Annotated in this window: 12 protein-coding genes and 2 tRNA genes; 10 read left to right on the top strand and 4 right to left on the bottom strand. The window is 65.9% G+C overall.

Annotation, left to right across the window (positions count from 1 at the left end):
• Nucleotides 1-47: 47 nt before the first annotated feature.
• Nucleotides 48-2,795, bottom strand: a complete 2,748-nt coding sequence (locus G448_RS0103190) for an ATP-binding cassette domain-containing protein (protein WP_026406810.1) — start codon at nt 2,793-2,795, stop codon at nt 48-50.
• A gap of 189 nt (nt 2,796-2,984) precedes the next feature.
• On the opposite strand from G448_RS0103190, the gene G448_RS0103185 reads away from it, so the two are divergent.
• The 7 genes from G448_RS0103185 to G448_RS0103155 all read left to right on the top strand — a co-directional run bounded on the left by G448_RS0103185 (nt 2,985) and on the right by G448_RS0103155 (nt 9,082).
• Nucleotides 2,985-3,057 (top strand) — tRNA-Arg (locus G448_RS0103185).
• Nucleotides 3,058-3,192: 135 nt separating this feature from the next.
• Entirely contained in the window at nt 3,193-3,822 is a 630-nt protein-coding gene (orn, locus tag G448_RS0103180) for an oligoribonuclease (RefSeq protein ID WP_026406809.1), read from the top strand.
• 111 nt (nt 3,823-3,933) lie between these two features.
• A tRNA-His gene (locus G448_RS0103175) sits at nt 3,934-4,006 on the top strand.
• 408 nt (nt 4,007-4,414) lie between these two features.
• A complete protein-coding gene (locus G448_RS14910) occupies nt 4,415-5,179 on the top strand; it encodes a hypothetical protein (protein ID WP_034494268.1) in 765 nt (254 codons plus the stop codon).
• A gap of 306 nt (nt 5,180-5,485) precedes the next feature.
• Nucleotides 5,486-6,340: a polysaccharide deacetylase family protein gene (locus G448_RS0103165; protein ID WP_026406808.1), complete on the top strand. Its 855-nt coding sequence runs from the start codon at nt 5,486-5,488 to the stop codon at nt 6,338-6,340.
• 147 nt (nt 6,341-6,487) lie between these two features.
• Nucleotides 6,488-6,781 (top strand): antibiotic biosynthesis monooxygenase family protein, encoded by a 294-nt coding sequence (locus tag G448_RS0103160; protein ID WP_026406807.1) that lies wholly within the window; start codon nt 6,488-6,490, stop codon nt 6,779-6,781.
• A 483-nt stretch (nt 6,782-7,264) separates the two neighbouring features.
• Nucleotides 7,265-9,082 (top strand): polysaccharide biosynthesis protein, encoded by a 1,818-nt coding sequence (locus G448_RS0103155; RefSeq protein WP_245572164.1) that lies wholly within the window; start codon nt 7,265-7,267, stop codon nt 9,080-9,082.
• A 37-nt stretch (nt 9,083-9,119) separates the two neighbouring features.
• Here the strand turns inward: G448_RS0103155 and G448_RS16955 are convergent, their stop codons facing one another.
• Entirely contained in the window at nt 9,120-12,188 is a 3,069-nt protein-coding gene (locus tag G448_RS16955) for a CDP-glycerol glycerophosphotransferase family protein (protein ID WP_156910906.1), read from the bottom strand.
• A 538-nt stretch (nt 12,189-12,726) separates the two neighbouring features.
• Here G448_RS16955 and G448_RS14900 point away from each other — a divergent pair.
• The 3 genes from G448_RS14900 to G448_RS0103135 all read left to right on the top strand — a co-directional run bounded on the left by G448_RS14900 (nt 12,727) and on the right by G448_RS0103135 (nt 16,606).
• Nucleotides 12,727-14,370 (top strand): tyrosine-protein kinase domain-containing protein, encoded by a 1,644-nt coding sequence (locus G448_RS14900; protein ID WP_051268585.1) that lies wholly within the window; start codon nt 12,727-12,729, stop codon nt 14,368-14,370.
• 64 nt (nt 14,371-14,434) lie between these two features.
• Nucleotides 14,435-15,037: an arsenate reductase/protein-tyrosine-phosphatase family protein gene (locus G448_RS19155; protein ID WP_084436284.1), complete on the top strand. Its 603-nt coding sequence runs from the start codon at nt 14,435-14,437 to the stop codon at nt 15,035-15,037.
• A gap of 99 nt (nt 15,038-15,136) precedes the next feature.
• Nucleotides 15,137-16,606: a sugar transferase gene (locus G448_RS0103135; protein WP_026406805.1), complete on the top strand. Its 1,470-nt coding sequence runs from the start codon at nt 15,137-15,139 to the stop codon at nt 16,604-16,606.
• 14 nt (nt 16,607-16,620) lie between these two features.
• On the opposite strand, the gene G448_RS14895 is transcribed toward G448_RS0103135, so the two are convergent.
• Both G448_RS14895 and G448_RS16950 read right to left on the bottom strand, forming a co-directional pair.
• Nucleotides 16,621-17,877 (bottom strand): lipopolysaccharide biosynthesis protein, encoded by a 1,257-nt coding sequence (locus G448_RS14895; protein WP_156910905.1) that lies wholly within the window; start codon nt 17,875-17,877, stop codon nt 16,621-16,623.
• Between the two features lie 3 nt (nt 17,878-17,880).
• Nucleotides 17,881-18,852: a nitroreductase family protein gene (locus tag G448_RS16950; RefSeq protein WP_051268581.1), complete on the bottom strand. Its 972-nt coding sequence runs from the start codon at nt 18,850-18,852 to the stop codon at nt 17,881-17,883.
• Between the last annotated feature and the right edge of the window lie 368 nt (nt 18,853-19,220).

Genomic DNA, 19,220 nt, shown 5'->3' with positions numbered 1-19,220 from the left:
GCCCGGGTCCGCCCCGGCAGCGTCGTACCGGCAGCGACGGGCGGAGGTCAGCGACGTCCTCGACGCGCCAGGCCGATGTAGCAGACAATCAAACAGGTCAGTCCGATGACCGACAGGATGCCGTAGTCGGTCAGCCACTGGTCGGTGGTGTGCGCCCACAGCTCATCCTCACGATGGGGCACGATCGTGTTCATGTCGATGGTGGAGGCGGCCATGGCGTATCCCCAGCGCGCGGGCATGAACCAGGCCAGCTGCTCGAACACGGCACGTCCGGCGACCGGTACCACGCCCCCGGCCAGGACCAGCTGCCCCATGATCGAGACCACAAGCACCGGCATGACCTGCTCGGAGGAGGAGACGAATGCCGAGATCGCAAGTCCCAGCAGTCCCGAGGCGAATGCCACCGCCCAGCAGCACACCGCCAGTTCCAACCCCGGGTTGCCCAGCAGCACCGCCTCGGACGGATGCTCATTCAGCGCCAGGGCGATCCCCATCATGATCGCCGTCTGCACCGTGACGATCAGTGCCAGCGCGATCGCCTTGGACACCATATAGGCACTCGCGCGCAGTCCCACCGCCTTCTCCCGAAGGAACACGTCCCGCTCCCCCACCAGCTCGCGAATCGTCGCCGCCATGCCGGCGAACGCCGCACCCGTGATGAGGATCACAAGGAGTTCGAGGGCCTGCGTGGAGTACACGACGCAGGGGTTCTCCGGGGTGGGGGCGGGTAGGACCGGCACCGCGAAGCCGTTCTCCCCCGAGATGACCTTGGTGAGCAGGCCCATGATGATGGGCAGGGCGAGCATGAAGGCCAGGTAGGACGGATCGGCCGCGACGATGCGCATGTGCCGGCGCACCAGGGTCGAGACCTGCCGTACGCCCGACTGCTGGGGCGCCTTGGACTGGGACGCCGACATCGCAGTGGGGATCCGCCGTCCGTCTCCGCGTCGAGTCGAGGGCTCGACCGCCTCCAGGTGAGCGCGCAGCACCGGGGTGTGATTGCGGATGAGGGCGTACACATCCGCGAACCCCTCGATCTCGCCCGGGTCGGGGAAGCCTCCCCGGGGCGCGGAGACCACCAGTTGCCCCTGGGAGCGCAGCTCGGCCAAACGCTCCCGGAAGTAGGGAATGACCTGACGCGGCGACCCGAAGTACACCGGCTTGCCGCCGGCCGCCAGGATCAGGACCTTGTCCGCCCGATCGATGTGGTTCTCATTGTGAGTCACCACCATCACGGTGCGCCCCGTGTCCCCCGGGCGCGTTCCATGCGCCAGAGTGGCCAGCAGTTCCATCACGTCGCGATCCAGCTGAGGATCCAGACCCGAGGTCGGCTCATCCAGGAACAGCAGCGAGGGCCGTGTCAGCAGCTCGATCGCAGTGGACACCCGCTTGCGCTGACCGCCGGAGAGCTTCTTGACCCGCTTGCCCACGTGCTCGGTCAGGTCCAGGTCCTCCAGCACCTCGTCGATGCGCCGGCGCCGCTCGGCCTTCGTCACGTCCTTGGCGAATCGCAGCTCAGCGGCGTACTCCAGGGTCTGTCGAACCGTCAGGGCAGAATGGATCACGTCGTTCTGCGGCACCACACCGATCTTGTTGCGCATCACCGGATAGTGCTCGTACACATCCAGGCCATCGAACAGCACCTGCCCGGCCTGCGCTTTCTGCTCACCGGTCAGCGCCTTGAGCAGCGTCGACTTGCCCGCCCCCGAGGGCCCCACCACCGCCAGCAGCTCATTGCCCGGCAGTTTGAACGAGATCCCGTCCAGCAGGCGCAGCTTGCCGTCATTGACGCTGAACGTCAGATCCTTGCCGACCAGCTCGCCGCCGCCGCCGACCTTCAGCGAGCACGTGCCGTCGGGACTGATCTCGACGAAGGACGAGCCCATGCCGAAGGTCGTCGGCTTGGTGACGGTGTAGCTCTGGACGCGCTGATGCCCCAGCAGAATGCCGTTGCGCGAGCCGAGATCCGTGACGACAGCGCCCTGCGGGGTCACGTCGACGCGCGCGTGACGCCCGGACATGGTGGGGTCGTTGATGGTGAAGGTGTTGTCGGGCCGACGGCCGATCGTCCCCGATCCGCTGATCGTGACGCGTGCGGCCCGGGGAGGCTGGCCGACGGCCAGGCCCGGCGGCACGGATCCGCCGACCGGGCCGCCGGAGCCGTGACCGACCGCCAGGGTCTGCTCCGCCGCACCGGAGGAGGCCGACGGCGCCGATCCGTAGCCGACGCCCGGGCCGCGCCCCGCCGTCGAGGGCGCGGCGGGTCCGACTCCGTAACCGGGCGCTCCATGCGCCTGAGCCCCGTAGCCCGTTGGCTGCTGGACACGGGGACCCCCGGGAGCGGCACCGCCCGCGGGCGAGGCGGGCGGAACGGCGGTCACCGCGTTCGCGGGGCCTCCCGGTGCCGCTCCGGAGGCCGGAGCGGCATGCGCGCCGGAGGTCGAGGCGGACGTCATCGGCGCGGAGGACGGGACTCCTCCGGCCGGGGCCTGGGTCGGGACAAGATCCAGGCCGGGACCCGACCCGTCGGCGAGGTGAATGCGGATCGCAGAGGTGACGAGCACCTGCGGGATCTTCCGCCCGCCGACCACCATCCCGTTCTCGGACAGGCACTCGACGAGCCACCCCTGAGGTGTCGGCGAGACGCGCAGGTGGCGACGCGAGACGATCGAGGAGTTGGCGATGACGACGTCGCACTCGGGCAGACGCCCCACGACGAAAGGCGTGGTGAAGATCTGCGGCTGGACGTAGGCGGGCGCTGCGGACAGTCGCACGGCTAACGCGGTGGGGGGCACGGGAGTCCTTTCAGGACGATGTTGGGGAGGCTTGGACACGACATGCGGACAGCATGCGGACATGTGAGAAGCGGACGCGAAGGCGTCCGAGCATCTACCACGATACCGGCGTCGAGGACTCCGGTGGGACTTCAGCGCCGCGCCGTTGATGGGGACGAGTGCCCTGCATGCCGTACGCTGGGGCCGTTCGCCTCCGTAGCTCAATGGATAGAGCACCGGCCTTCTAATCCGATGGTTGCAGGTTCGAGTCCTGTCGGGGGCACGGATCTCCCCGGGATCGCACTGGAAACGATCCCGGGGCAGTTGGGTTTCGCCACCCGGAATCCGGCCGGGCGACCGCATCGACGGCGGCCGGGGACGCGACCCGGGACTAGACTCGGCCGGCGTGAGCCGACAGATGACGACTGCTGACCCGTTGGTGTGGATCGACTGCGAGATGACCGGCCTCGACCTGGGCGTCGACGCGCTCATCGAGGTGGCGGTCATCGTCACCGACTACGACCTCAAGCCTCTTGAGAAGGGGATCGACGTGCTCATCAGGCCACCCGCGGCCGCGCTGGAGCAGATGGGCGACTTCGTACGCGAGATGCACACCTCATCCGGCCTGCTCGACGAGCTCGAGGAGGGGCTGACCACGGCCGAGGCCCGACGCACAGTGCTGGAGTACGTGAGATCGCTGGTGCCTCAGCCCCGCACGGCTCAGCTGGCGGGCAACTCCGTGGGCACTGACAAGGCCTTCCTCACGCGCGACATGCCCCAGCTCATCGACTACCTGCACTACCGGGTCGTGGACGTGTCCTCGATCAAGGAACTCGCCAAGCGCTGGTACCCGCGCACCTTCTTCCACTCCCCCGAGAAGCGCGGCGGGCACCGCGCCCTGGCGGACATCCTGGAGTCGATCGACGAGCTGCGCTATTACCGCAAGGTCCTCTTCCCCGCGGGAGAGGGTCCCACGAGCGAGGAGTGCAGGGCCGTCGCGGAGGATGTCTCGGCGCACCCGACGTCGGCGTTGCTGCGACGACCGTGACGCCCGACCGACCACTCATCCCGCGCACGTGATGCAGTGCACGGGAAGCGGGTTGGTACGGGTGCGGGTGAGCCGATAAAGTACCGACTCGTTGCGACTCGCTCGCAAATGGTGGCTGTAGCTCAGTAGGCAGAGCGCCTGGTTGTGGTCCAGGAGGTCGCGGGTTCAAACCCCGTCAGCCACCCCGGGCGGGTCGGGTTCGGGCCGCCGCCAAGGGGGAGTTGCCCATGAAGGCGCTGGGGTCCGTCCTTAGTACTGCCCCCGGCCCCCTGAGCCTTGGCCCGAGGCGCCCGGGCGAGGGAGCCGGCGTGGAGGTTCGGATCGGACAGTCATCAAGTGGGCCGCGGTAGCCGACAGGAACGTCATTGTCCTTGTTCGCATGGATTGTAGTGAATAATAGGGCCTCATCAAGCCCGGAGTCGCGTGCAGCGACTCCCGTAATACCTCAGATGCATCATTATCATCAACACCTGGATCAATGAACGCGGGCACGGCAACAACTTCCCAAAGGACCAAAGATCGGATCTGAGCACCGGGAAGGTGCGACAAACGTCCTAACGAGTCGTCGGAGATCACTCCTAGCATGGGGCGCATGACGCGAAGCAAAAAAATTGTGAAACCGGAATCACGGGTCTCCGATATTCTGAATGTCGCCGCAAAGCTGCCCGGCGTCCGCATCGATCGAGAGTCCTACCTGCGTACTGCATTGAAGCGGCACTGCACGGAGGAGCAGATCGACCGCGCCGTCGCCGAGAACCCCGCCGCTGCGGGCATTCCACTGACGGTCATTACCGACGCGGCCAACACCTCCGTGACTCATGAGACAAGGAATGTCACCATGATATCCACCGCGGCGGGCATCCCCGGTGGATTGGCAATGATTGGCACGATCCCCGCCGACGTCGCTCAATATATGGGCCACATGCTGCGCATAGCCCAGAAACTGGCATACATCTACGGCTGGCCCGACCTATTTGACAGCAAGGACGAAGAACTCGATGAAGCGGCCGAGGGCGTTCTCACACTCTTCATCGGCGTCATGTTCGGCGTCGTGATCGCTCAAGAGGGCATCACCAAGGTCGCCACGATGATCGCCGCAAATGTTGCGAAGAAGCTCCCACAGAAGGCACTCACCAAAGGAATCCTCTATCCGACGGTGAAGAAGGTAGCAGGATACCTCGGCGCAAGCCTGACAAAAAAAGCATTTGCAAACGGAGCCGCGAAGGCAATTCCGGTAATCGGGGCGCTCTTGTCCGGCGGGCTGACTCTCAGCACCTTCCTTCCAATGTCGAAAAGGCTGCAAAAACACCTGGCGAGTCTGGAGCTCACGAAGCCCGGACATCGCCTCGCCGACTAGACGACCATCGGGCGGCCTCGGGCCCGGTAGCGCACCCAGCGCACCGGCACGGAGGCGGCCGCCCAAGCGGTATCGCGCCCAAGTCACCAGCGGGCCGCGGGGATCCGGCCCTGAGCGCTCCCGCTGCGGCGATCGCCCCACCAAGGCCGCCGGCCCGGCGGAGCGCAGCGGCTGCTCCGCCATTTCCGTTCTCGCGCAACGTCTCGTGCTCGACTCCTCCGCGAGGAGGACGAGGATTGCGCTCGTACGTGTCATGCTTCGCGTGCCTGGGTCCCCTGCCTACGTCAACGAAAGGTGATATCCATCGTGCAGCGACGCGATTTCATGCTCATGCTCGCCGCCGGCACGGCCGCGGCCCTCGCCTCCTGCTCGACTGCGCACGACAGGGCAGGCTCCCCCTCACCGGCGACGACCACTCCGGAGGATTCGCCGTCGCCCGAGCCGAGCCCGACGCCCTCCCCCACCCCGTCGCGCAGTCCCCTATGGCTTCAGGACGGCCCGCCTCCGCTGCCGGAGCCGACCGAGCTCGACTCCATCATCACGGCTCTGCCCGAGAATGCGGGTGACACGGTGGCGATCACTGTTGACGACGGAGCAGATTCCTCGGTGGTGGACGCCTATCTCGACTTCGCCAGGGACTCGGGCGTCCGACTGACCTTCTTCGTCACCTCCTCCTACCCCGGCTGGACGGACTGCAAGGACAAGATGACGCCACTGGTGGAGTCCGGGCAGGTGCAGTTGGGTAACCACACGGTGACGCACGCGGGACTGACATCGCTGGACGAGTCGGGGATCATCTCGGAGGTCTCCCAGTGCGAGGAGTTCCTGAACAGCACCTACGGCGTCACCGGCACGCCCTTCATCCGGCCGCCCTACGGCTACCGCGACGGATTGACGGACTCGGTGTGCGCCAAGCTGGGATACACGACCTCGACCATGTGGTACGGCTCCTTCGGCGACTCCGGGCTGCTGACCGAGGACGTCCTGCTCGGCGAGGCACAGAAGTGGCTGCTGGCCCAGCACATCGTCATCGGGCACGCCAACTTCCCCACAGTCACACACCTGTACGGACAGATCATCGACATCCTGAGGGAGCGCAACCTGCTGACGGCCACACTCGACGACGTCTACTTCGGCCCCGGTCACAACCGGCATGTGTGACGGCGCCCTCCTGGAAGAATCAACCCCGCGGGAGCGGTCGGCGGCTGACGCTCTTCGCCAATGGGCGACGACGGTTGCCACCGGTCCGTTGGCGGCTAGTCTCGGAGGGGTCCTGCCCCTGCCGGTTCATCACGTGAGGAGTCCTCGATGACCTACGTCAATATCACCGCGCTGACCTTCCCGAAGGACGCCGGTCCCGAGATCGAACGCCGTTTCGCGGCCCGGGCGAGAATGGTGGACACGGCCGAGGGTTTCCTGGAGTTCGAGCTCCTGCGTCCCGTGAGCGGCGAGGATCGGTACTTCGTCATGACTCGCTGGGACTCCCGCGAGCACTACGAGGCGTGGGCGGCCGCCCGTCCGACCGGTAAGCATGCCGATGATGAGCGCCGTGGCATGAGCGTCGAGCTGATGGGCTTCGACGTCGTCCAGCACGACGGCTGACCGCCGAGGGCCCATGGCCGCCGGGGTTGCCCCTGACGGACCCGCCCCCCACGGGAAGCGGTCGGTCTGCCGACGGACGACCGCGGCTCCGCGCCTGTCCACGGCGGATCGACCGCCCTCCTGCGACGGTCTCCCGACGGCGCCCTCCGCCGATCCACCGCGTAGTTACGACTGAGCAACGAAACGGGGACGACGGCGATCGGGACGCGGGGCCGCGCTACCGTATTCCGGTCCTTATCGGCGGTGCTCTGCATCGCCTCCCGCTTTCGTGTTGCAGGAGACTCGATGCTCGGGAGCATTGCGGCGACCCATGAACGGCCGTTGGAGGAACGAGTTCGCCCGCGCCTCTTCAACGCGAGGAACGGAGTCTCAATGAGTGCGGCCTCGCATTCGAGCCGGACATCACCGATCACTGAGGGCTCCCGCGCGCGGCTCCCGCGCGGTGCCGCACCGGCTATGGACGCAGCCGTGTGGGCGATCAGCGTGGCTGCAGTCGCGTGTCTCGACGTCGACGACGGGCGTGGAGGCGGAGGGCTCGCCGCGGGATCGACCCTGGTCCTGGCGGTCGGCCTGCACAGGGTCGCCCGCGTCATCTTACCGGCGGATCGTTCCCGTCTCATCGCGATCGACGCGATCCCTCGGCTGCTGCTCGCCGATGCGCTGATCTCCGCCGTTCTCATGACCGCTCCGCTCCTCCTCGGCGATCGCCTCATGCCCGTGAGGACCGTTGCGGCAGCGAGCGCGCTGGCGCTCATGCTTCATCTGATGACGCGGTGGGCCCTCCTGCGAATGATCGGATCGCGCCCCCGCCCCGGTGCACGACGCCCGCGCCGAGTCATCGTCCTGGGCGCTGGATACGGCGGCATCCAGGCGATCGGCCTCATGCTCGAGGAGAACGGCTCCGTCTTCCAACCGGTCGCCGTCCTCGATGACGACCCCGCCACGCACGACCGGAGCATTCGCGGCGTGAAGGTCATGGGCCCATGGAGCGCCTTGAACCGAACCGCCCGGAGGACCAGGGCGGACGCGGTGCTTCTGACCTGGCCGGCCTCCCCGAGGAGCATCGACCATGCAGTACGGCGGGCGGACGCGCTGGGAATGGAGGTTCGAGTCATGCCTTCGCCCACCGAAGTCACGAGCAGGATGCCCTCACGACGCCCCGGAGCCTCGATCGCCCGCAGTACCAGAGTATTCCGCCCGCTGGAGCTGACCGACCTGCTGGAGCAGCGCACGATCGACGTCGATGTCGATGCGATCGCCGCCCACCTGACAGGTGAAAGGGTCCTGGTCACCGGTGCCGGCGGTGCCATCGGCTCCCGGCTGTGCCATGAGATAGCTCGCTACGAGCCCGAGCGACTCGTCATGGTGGACCGCGACGAGACGGCTCTCCACCATGTGCAGCTGTCCCTGGACGGAGAGCCGATGCTCGACTCCCCCGACCTGATTCTGGGGGATCTGCGCAGTCCCGGCTTCATCGACGCCCTCTTCGAAGAGATCCGCCCGACGATCGTCTTCCATGCGGCGGGCCTGAGTCGTCCCGCTCTCGCCGAGCGCTTTCCCGATGAGGCGTTCCTGACCAACGTCGTGGCCACGCGGGATCTGCTGCTGGCGGCCTCGGCGTACAAGATTCGCTGTTTCATCAATATGTCCACCGATGAGGCCGCTGATCCCATGAGCGTGCTGGGCTGCTCCAAGCGTGTGGCGGAGCGCCTGACCTCAGCACTCGGACGACGCCTGGACGAGCGTCACCGCTTCGTCTCGGTACGCTTCGGCGACGTGTTGGACCCGGACGGCCCGATGCTGCAGGCGCTCGCCTCCCAGTTGAACCAGGGACTGCCGATGACGATCGCGGATCCACGAGTGCGACACTTCGCCATCAGCACTGACCAGGCGTGCCGGCTGGTCATGCAAGCGGCCGTGATGGGCCGCAGCGGTGATGCACTGGTCCTCGACATGGGGGAACCGCACGATCTCGAGGAGATTGCGCGGCGCTTCGCCCTTGTCCACGGCTGCCCCGATGCGCATGTGGTCTGCACCAGGATCAGGCCGGGAGAGAGGATGACCGAGCGGCTCCTCGACGCTGAGGAGATCCGCGCGCGGACCCGGCATCCGTTGATCTCGCGAGTCGCAGTCCCTCCCGTTCCCATGTCGGCCCTGGGCGCGATCGACGTCCTGTGCGAGAGCGCGCACCAGGACCTGCACGGCGCCATGACGAGCCGCTGGATGGAGTCCACTGCCAGATCGGGCGTCGCCGAGACGGCGCCCGCACTGACGCCGCGCGGCATGCCCTCGGCCGCCTGAGGCGAGCCCGGAGCGGGGCGCCGTCGGGCCGGTGCGCTCAGATCTCGTCGGCCAGGGCCTCGAAGATCCAGGTGCGCACCCGTTCCAGCGTCCGCAGAATCGGCGCGGGGTCGATCAGGCGGTCCGGCTCCCCGTCCCGCACGTCGCACAGCGCCTCGCGCACTCGCTCGATGAGATCGGCCTGCGTGAGCGCGACCGGCAAACCGGAGTTCTCGGGCCAGCCCCGGTACACCCCCCGCTCGACGCCGCGATCACGATCCAGATCAGGCGTGTACAGGACGGTCGGGCGGCCAGTCAGGGCATAGTCGAAGATGATGCTCGAGTAGTCCGACACCAGTACATCCGAGATCAGCATGAGGCTCTCCGCACTCGGATAATCGTCGACATCGATGACGGTCGCGCGACGCGTCCCCGCCCAGCTCCCACGCTTCGCGCAATGGTCGCGCACAAGGACGGTCGCATCCGTGTGCGCGGCGAGCACCGTCGGGTCCAACGGGCTTGCCTGCTGTGGGACCGCGCCGCCGTCGAGCAGCGGCCCGTCCCAGGCCGGGGCGTACAGCACGACCCGGCTGCCGGGGCTGATCCCGAGCTCGTCGCCGATCCGGTGACGTTCCTCCTCGTCGGCGAGCAGGGCGACATTGCGAGGCTGCTCCCCGACCAGGATCCGGCCGGTGTACGCCGTGGAGGAGCGCAGGTCGTGAGCAGCGGCATCACTTTGGGCCAGCAGGAGGTCCCACTGGGGCGCCTGGCGCGCCATGAGCCGCCGGTAGGGCAGGCTGACCGTCTGCGGCGGGGCGTCCAAGAGGATCCTTCTGATCGGCGTGCCGTGCCATGTCTGGACAATGCGCTGACCGGGTCTCTTGTAGAACCAGTCGGGCAAGTGGTCGTTGGTGACGATGACCCGAGCGGTGCGAAGCGCTTGGAACCATGCCCGTGAGCCGCGGACCACCGGCGTGGACCCCGGGGGCGCGCTCATCGCACCATCCATGACAGTCCACCACATCGGCACCTTCGGGCCGTGAACGCGCAGGTCCGCCAGAATGGCGGCCGGATTGTCGCCGACGGAGCGCCCGCCGAAGGACTCGAAGACGATGCCCTTCCTCAACGGTCCCGGGTCGCGGGAGACGAGTTGAGCGCGTCCGTAGCGCGACCGTTCGAAAGTCGTCAGGGGAGCCATGACGGTCAGGACCAGATGGCGGTCGGCGCCGGCGCGAAGGCGGACGGAGCGCGCCTGCCCGGTCAGCTCCACAGGGGTGGCGCTGAGGAAGGCTCCCGCGAGGCACGCGCCGGAGCGCCCCGGGCCCGCACTCCAGATCAACGCATGATCGCCGGATGCCAGGGACGCGTCGTACAGATCCACGGTGGCCCGCCAGGTCCCGGGCCGGCAACGGCCGTTGACCAGCTCATAGTCCCCCTGCCGGGAATGCGCCGCGATGAAGATGCGTCCCGGCGTCCGGGGCGCACGCCCCTCAAGGGTGAGAAGGCCGTCCTCGATGCAGGCGGAGTCGACGGTGAGGTCCTCCGACCGCGTGGAGTCGGTTCTCGACATTGCGGCGGTACCGGCTGCGTGCGGCTGGCCGGAGGACTCTCCGCCCGCTCTCGGTGCATCGGGCAGCCAGGAGGCGGTGACCTGGCCCGCCACCGTCAGTGCCGCTCGCAGTCGCACCCGCTTTCCATCGCACCTCTCCTCCGCCAGCCAAAGAGCAGCGGTGAAGCCCTCCTCCACGTGGCTGTGCCACGGATCATCGGCATCGATGTCGGCCTCCGGAGCGCGCCTCCGCATGGCGCGTCCCTTGGCGATGAGGACGCCGTCATCATCGAACGCCTCGATGAACAGGCTCCCCGCATCCTCGGCGGACAGGCCGCGCACATACGCCAGGCCGTTGATCTCCAGGCAGTACGGCGTCCTCCACCACGAGGACGCCGCGACGATCAACCGCATGTCCGATGACCGGACGACGAGCAAGTCGACGGGCAGGGCGGCGATGCGATCCAGCACAGGCGGAATCGCGTGCAACGGCGAGTGCGGATCTCCGGTCAGCTGGATCGGGCAGGAGGTGGTGTCCTCGATGCGCGAACCCACCAGTTCCTCCAGGTCCGCGCGCGTGCCATGAGCCAGCACCCATACCAGTGCGCGGTCGAGCAGGGGCAGCAGCTCCCAGGCGGCATCGGAAGCGCCCGGCAGCACACTGCCCGCGTCGGTGCGCAAACGCTGTAGGTACTCGGAGGAACGGCCGACTGCGCGCACCGCCATATCGACCACCTCATCGCGCATCCACGCCCCCAGCAGACGACTGCGGAGAGCAGGGGCGCCCTCCGTCGCCTCCGCAAGGGCCCTGGCACGCGCCACGCTGCGATCCCACCTCAGGTCGTCGACGCCCCGGGGCACGGGGCGCACCAGGACGCAACGGTCGAGAACGTCGATCGCAGGGGCCGATATCAGCACTCTGACCGTCGTCGCCTCGACAGAGAGGTCATCCGGAGAGACCAGGCGCCACAGCCTCGTACGCGCCAGGATACGGCCCGGTAGAGGCTCCTCAACGGCGTCGAGCACGTCGACCAGCTGAGCGCGGCTCCGAGTCGGCAGGCCGCCGGGCGCGTCAGCGCTGCCCGGAGGCCGCACCGCGCCGATGACGGCCTGGGACCCGGAGGCGGCCAGCTGCGAGATCATGGCTTCATAGGACCCGTCAGCGACGATCTCGTGAGGGCTCAGGACGGTGAGCACGGACGCTCGCGCGCTGCGCATGGCAGCGGCGATCCCCGCCTCGGGCATGACTCGTACACGGCGGTCCTGCTCGGCCAGGTGCCGTGCTGCGGACACGGCGGGCGAAACCCTTCCCCCCGCCCCGGGCGCTCCGGCGACCGCGAGCACTTCGAGATCCCCCAGTGATTGGCCGAGAACCGACCGGATCGTCGGTTCGACGCCATCCGAGGTAGGGGCGGGCGCGGCGACCCCGGCCTCACGAGGAGCGGAGGCGGTGAGGGATACGGCATCCGCAATGCCCTCGAGGCCACTGCCCGTGTCCGGCACATCGCCGTCGAGCGGGATGACGACGGTGAGCACAGGACGGTGCAGACGCCCCAGGGCCCTTCCCGGACGACTCATGGACGTGCCCGCAGCGCCTTGCGCCCCGGCTCGCCCGACGCCCTCTGGAACGATCCCGGAGCCTGATCCAGTACGGCAGTCACGAGCAGACCGGCGTGGACCAGGGCACGCGCATTGATGAGTGTCGGCATACCTCGGCCTCCAGAGTCCTCACATCCTTCTTGGCCCTCCGGTGCCCTCGTTCCTCGAGGTCCCTCGCGGCCCTTCAAGCCTCCTTCATGCCCTTCGGGGGCGGCACGGGCGCCGACGCCGATCAGCACGGTGGAGGGTCCTGGCGCAAAGGCGCCCGTGCGATCGCACTTTAGCGCCGAAAGAATTACCCGTATCCCCGCAAATGGCCCCGGCGACCGGATCTATGCGGAACTGAGACTTTCGAACATCGAGGATAACGAGTCAGCCACAAAATCCCGTTGCATGGCGGTGAGGCGGAGGACATCGTTGTACGCTCCAAATGTGATCCGCACTCCCCGCCCCTCCTCGTCCCCTCCCACAGGTGAGAAGACCCACATGCGCTTACATCCCGGTCGGTGATAATCGTATGACATTCGAAGACCTTCTCACGATCACGCGGCGGCGACTCAGCACCATTCTCGCCGGTCTTCTCCTCGGTATCGTCCTCTCATTCATCGTCCTATGGCTGACCCCCGTCACCTACACCGCATCGGCCGTGGCCTATGTGCGCGTCTCGGTCCCCTCTGACGGAGGGGATCAGAGGCAGACCGACTCCTACTACGCCGCGTCGCAACTCGCCTCCCAGAAGGTCAAGGCGTTCGTCCCGGTCTTCACCTCCGAGTCCGTGGCACAGGGAGTCATAGACGCACTGGACCTGCGAACGACTCCGGTGAGACTGTCTCACTCCATATCAGCCAAGAACGAGAAGAACGCCCTGACGATCGATGTCTCGGCGAGCGCCGCCTCCGCCGAGGACGCCCAGGCGATAGCCGATGAGACGATCCGCCAGGCGGATGCGCAGATCAAGCGTCTCGACGGCGAGGACTCACCCGTCGGCGTCGCGCTCATGTCTCCGTCGAGGCTGTCCGGAGCCACCCGTTCCCCGTCCCCTCCCAAGTACATCGGGGCGGGCGTCGCGGCAGGTGTCCTTATCGGCTACTCCGCGGCCTTCATCCTCAACGCCCTCGATAAACGCGTGAGGTCCCAGTCGGATGTCGGCTCCGTCGTCGACGAACCGGTTCTGGCCATCATCCCGCGCTCCGCAGAGATCTCAAGGAGCCGCTACACCGAGACCCCGGATCATAAGGTCGAGGAAGCACTCCGCAAATTGCGCACCAATCTTCGATACACGAATATCGACAAGGGGCTTCGCAGTTTTATCGTATCGTCCGCCATGCAGGGGGACGGAAAGTCAACGGTATCAGCGAACCTCGCACGAGTCATGGCGCTGTCGGGACTGGACGTCATCCTCGTGGAGGGCGACCTGAGGCGACCGACCATGAACAGCACGTTCCATATCGATCCGCACCATCCCGGGCTCTCTCATCTTCTTGTCGGAGCGGCCTCGCTCGAGAGTGTGCTCGTCACCTCGCCCGTGCCCGGGCTGCAGATCATTCCAGCCGGCGATATTCCGCCCAATCCGTCGGAGCTCCTGAGCTCCACGCGCATGTCCGACCTCTTGTCGTATCTCGCCAGCGATCATGTCGTCATCGTCGATGCGCCTCCTGTGCTACCGGTCACCGATGCAGTCGCGCTCGCCGAGCACACCGACGGGGTCCTCCTCGTGATCCGTTCCGGTAGTACCACTGAGGACCAATTGCGACAGGCGGCCGCCAGCATCCGTCAGGGAGGGGGAACCGTCCTCGGCATAGCCCTGAACCAGGTTCCATCGTCCGCCTTCGACCGGCTGCGTTATGGTGAAACGGTATACGGGTACGCCGCCGCCGACCGCATTCCATCCTCACATCCCGCGACTTCTTCCAGAACGAGTTCCGAAAACGCGACGACTCCGTCCGCCGTCCCGTCCCAATCCCATCCTGGTGTCAGGCACGCCGATGCCGAGCAAGTCGGCGGCACCGCGGAGGCGGCGTCCATGGAGGAGTTCGTCGCCATGCTGAGGGAGCGACGTTCGACCGCCAGCAGGTGGGCGTCTGCGGACGCCCAGACATGGCGGGCTCGCACCGACAACCGCAGAACGACGTCCACGGCACTCAAGACCAGGGCACGGTGACGATGTTCCGGGGAAGACCTTCTACAATTTTTCCGGGCCCCTCCGCGAAGGACTGTAGAGCACAGTGACGCAACCACCTCCCTGGCTCAAGATCGGTACCCATAACCAGGCGCCTCGCGGAAATCCGCCCCACCGGCCTCACGTTGTATTCGTCTGCACGGGCAACATCTGCCGATCGGCGTTCGCCGCGTGCTACTTCGGCGCCAGTCCCGCGACGAGGGAAGTCGATGTCGTATCAGCGGGCACCATGGCCGTGGTCGGACACGCGATTGATGCTTCCTTCTCAGGGCTCGCTGCGGATCTAGGACTCGATGCTCGTGGTCACCGAGCCCGACAGCTCAACGGGAGAATCCTAAAAAAGGCCGACATTCTCATCGTCTTCGCCCCGGAACATCACGACTGGATCTTCGCGAACTATCCCGAGTCGGCTGACCGGGTACTCGCGCTCGGGCAGACGGGGGCGGTCCTATCCTACTTTCCGAATCATCTCATCATCCCATGGTGGACATTGACGGAGACCGTCATGGAGCGTCGCCCGCTCGCACAGCCGAGCGACTGGATAAGCGACCCGTACGGACGTGGCCGACAAGCAGCCCGTAGAACCGCGCGAGTCATCACGGAGAACCTTGACCTTCTCACCAGCAGGGTTTCCTGGAGGAACAGATAGATGCACACCCGTACCCCCATCACCGCGACTCATCGGCTTCCACGTCCCTCATCCTCCAGTCTTCCAGACCCCCGTACCGATAGCGCTGATCAACGAATCATGAACCAGTCGCCTCCCGACCGTCGGGCACGTGAAAGCACGATCGTCACCACGACCAGGTTCTTTCAAAGCGCTCTGAGAATCGGTGACCTCGTCATCATCTCACTTGACATTCTCGGCAGCCACCTCGCGCGTTTCGGTCCGGGTGACGCCTCCATCGTCACGATCCACCACGGCGTACTGTCCAGCTACATGCCGCTCGGGGCCGGAATCGCCCTCACCTGGTGGTTTCTCCTGGCGGCCATGAAGTCGTACAGAGAACATCTCCTCGGCTACGGTCCCGACGAGTACCATCGTGTCCTCCAGGCAACGATCACCGAATTCGGCGGCCTTGCCCTGGTTTCCTATCTCGCCGGAGTCGAGCTGTCTCGCGGCTACTTCCTAGTCGCCCTGCCGACCGGACTGGCCTCCCTTCTCGTCTGGCGCTGGCTGGCGCGCCGGGGTTTTGTGAACGCACGCAAAAAAGGGGCATTCACCCATCCCACGTTCGTCGTCGGCTCCTCGGAGTCGGTGCCGGCCGTGATCAGGGAGGTCGCTCGTCGTCCCGAGCTGGGACTGACAATTTCAGGTATCTTCTTATCCGACGTCAATACGACACCCTCCGACGACGAGCAGTTCGCAGCGCCCGTGATCGGTGACGCCTCTTATCTACTCGAGACCGTCGAAGGAGCCGACGGGATCACAGTCGTCATCGCACGGGGCTCCGGCTTGAATCCGTCGGAGATACGCAGACTCAGCTGGGTGCTGGGCACAACGAGCCGACTCGTCATGGTCCCGTCCATGCTCGATGTCGCTGGTCCTCGCATTCATCTGCGCCCGGTCGATGGAATCGCCCTGATCGAGATTCAGGTTCCGCGCTTCGACGGCGCCAGGCTCTTCCTGAAACGACTATTCGACGTCCTGCTATCCGCCGCACTCATCGTCGCACTCGCGCCGATGTGGCTGATAATCCCAGCGCTCGTCTGGGTGGAGGACCGCGGACCGGTATTCTTCCGTCAGACACGAGTGGGTCTGAACGGTCGTGAATTCCGTATATGGAAATTCCGAACAATGCATGTGAACGCCGACGCCGAGCTCGCCGCGCTCCTCGCTCAGCAGGGGAAATCTGACAAGCCCCTATTCAAGGTCGCCGACGATCCGAGGATCACGCGGGTGGGCCAGCTCCTGAGGCGCACATCCTTGGACGAGATTCCGCAGCTTCTCAACGTTCTCGAAGGGACGATGAGCCTGGTCGGCCCCAGGCCCCAAGTGCCCGCGGAGGTAGAACTATACGACGACACCGCCTCCCGCCGTCTTCTGACCAAGCCGGGCATGACCGGCCTGTGGCAGGTCAACGGCCGCTCGTCCCTCACCTGGGAGGAGGCGCTTCGGTTCGACTTGTTCTACGTGGAGAACTGGACGTTGTCCATGGATATTCGAGTACTGTTCAGAACACTACGAGTGGTGATCGCCCGGGAAGGCTCCGCCTGAGCAGGTCCTCGTTTTTACACGATCCTGCGCGAGAAAAGCCTCCTAGAATTTCGGACGTACCACCACGACAAGCCGATCTTAGTCACGCTCCCCACCGCCGCGCAGGCTGCACCGGCCCACATACCGCCTCCGGTCCCGCTGATCCAGAATGGAAGAATAACAACCAGACTCAGCACCAATGAGCAGATGGCGACCAGCATCTGATCTCCATACATATTCAAGGCCAGGAGCGCGGCATTCGTGATCTGCGCCCCCGCGGTCAGCACCGCCGATGCAGTGAGACAGACCAGGAACGACCGGGAGAACTCGAAACCGCTTCCGTACACCATCGATAACGCATCGACTCCCGCGACGAACACGACGACTGATGCGGCGACTCCACCGAGAACAATTCTTTTCACAGCATCGGCGGCGATGGGAACAAGCTCCGCGGACCCCGAACGCGCTACCACGGTCCGGTACTTCCCGATATACATCGAGTTGAGCGAGGCTCCCAGCAACGACCCGACTGTCAGGATGTAGGCGGCTCCGGAGAACCTTCCGACATCCGCCGACGTCCCCATCAACGACACGATCCACGTCGGCAGATTCGCCCCGAGTACCGCCAGCACCTGCCAAACAGCCACAGGAGACGATACTGCGATCAGATGCGCGAGCTCTCCGCTGCGCCCCTCCGGCGTCTTTCCGCCGCCCCGTCCAGTACGAGCGCGGACAACCGGTATCGACACGACCATGGTGACGACGGATCCCAGTGATGAGCCCAGCACGATGACTCCTGGCGAGCTGCTGCACATGGCGAGCACCAGGGCCCCGAACGCGGTGACGATTCCATTGAGCACCATGAGCATCCCGAAGGACAGGAGATCCTCATTCTTCTGCAGTGGTGCGTACAGCAGGTCGAGAACCCCATCGGCGATCTTCATGACCGCAACCGCCCCGACGAGAATGGGATGCAGTCCCAAGAGGACACCAATGCCGACGATCAGCCCGAGGCCGACCCCGAGCCCCAGAATCCGCAACTTCAGGAACGCCGGGAACGGATGTTCTTCCCGGAGGGTGATGCACGTGCTTCGCAGCCCCCATCCGGATGCGACGAAGACCGGCGTGGCATAGGCCATGATGGTGGCGAACTCCCCCGGTGCTCGCGGCCCCCCCGATCTGGCGAGCAGCCAGAACACGAACCACTGCGACAGCGGGCCCATGAAGGTTCCGAGCATGACCAGTGCTCGTCCGATCCGCTCTCCTTTGAACGCCGCGCGCACCACAACCACCGGTCAGCCGTGAATCTCGAGTATGTCGTCCAGAGGACGGGTCAATGAACGCGCGACACGATATCCCGATGCAGCATGGCCCACCGCGATCATGACGATGATGTCCTCACAGGCGCTGATTCCCATACGTCTGCGCAACTCGTCGGAAACGGCATTGCGCTGAGACCAATTGAGGAAGCAAGTCTCCAGCCCCAGCCCGTGGAGAACCCATACCAGGGTCATCGCGAACAGCCCGCCGTCGATCCAGCGCTGATTCCGCTCACCGGCTCCCACGAACGCCGAGCGCCGTTCGGTGACGATGAAGAGGGCGGGAATACTGCCCCGGAAACCCGCATTGCCGTTCTGAAGCTCAAGCGCCCGGTCAATGGCCCCGCGCTCATCGACGAGGTGGGCACGATACGATCGACGATTGCATACCGACGGGGTGCGCCCAGCGATGCGCACCGCCTCGACAAGCAGATCGCGGGCAACAGGGCGAGCGGTGTCGAAGTTCCGCACCGAATGCCTGGCCGACACGAACTCCTCGACCTGCTCCGCGGAATACGCAATCGTACGCGTCGGTCCCACCGGAGTCAGGTCGTCGCCGACCGCACCCGTGGCGTTGAACTCGGCATGCTGCCGGAGCGCGGATCGGGAAGCCTCGACCAACCAAGTCGGCAGCAGCTTGATCTGCGCAGGCGACCCGAGGACGCCCTCGATCTCCTGCCGCCGCGCAATGCCGAAGGGGCGGCGCACCCGCGGCAGCGCCGCCCCCTTCTCCAATCCGTGAGAAGCGATGATCAGCCTCGATGAGGCGCACTCCACCTGATCGATCTCAGGGCGGCGTCGACGTCCCGTGCTTCCAGCCTCCCAGTCCGTGGACCGGGCGTAGTCGCGAAAGTCCCGCAGATACTCCCGTACAGTGGCGAACCTCCTGTACAGTCGCGCCGCGAGCGCCGGGCTGTGAGCCTTCACCCACGATTTCAGCACCACCATTCCTATCACTCCATTCATGCATGCAGGGAACTTCTAGACTCTTTCACCGGGCCTGTGCTGTCCGGTGACGAGTGATCGTCGGAGGAGGCGGGATCCGAGGATGTATCAGCGGATGACACACGAAGGGCCGGCCAGCAGGAAGGAGTTCATTGCGGAATCCGATGCATCAGCCGGCGGGCGCCGCCCACTGCCCTATCGTGCCACTCCTGGCGTTCCCGGATCCACCATCCGGCTCACCCGCGTCACGCTCGGCAACGGCCCGAAGGAGGCCGTCGCCCGCACCGCGCCTGCCGTGCACCCTCAGGTTCACAGGCTCATCCCCATGTCCGCTTCAGGATCGGCACGGGTTGATGACCGAGTCGTGCCGC

This window comes from Actinomyces gerencseriae DSM 6844 (genome assembly GCF_000429265.1).
In the GTDB taxonomy this organism is placed as follows: domain Bacteria; phylum Actinomycetota; class Actinomycetes; order Actinomycetales; family Actinomycetaceae; genus Actinomyces; species Actinomyces gerencseriae.
The sequence above is the reverse complement of the archived record's forward strand: the minus strand, read 5'-3'. Positions and strand labels throughout refer to the sequence as shown.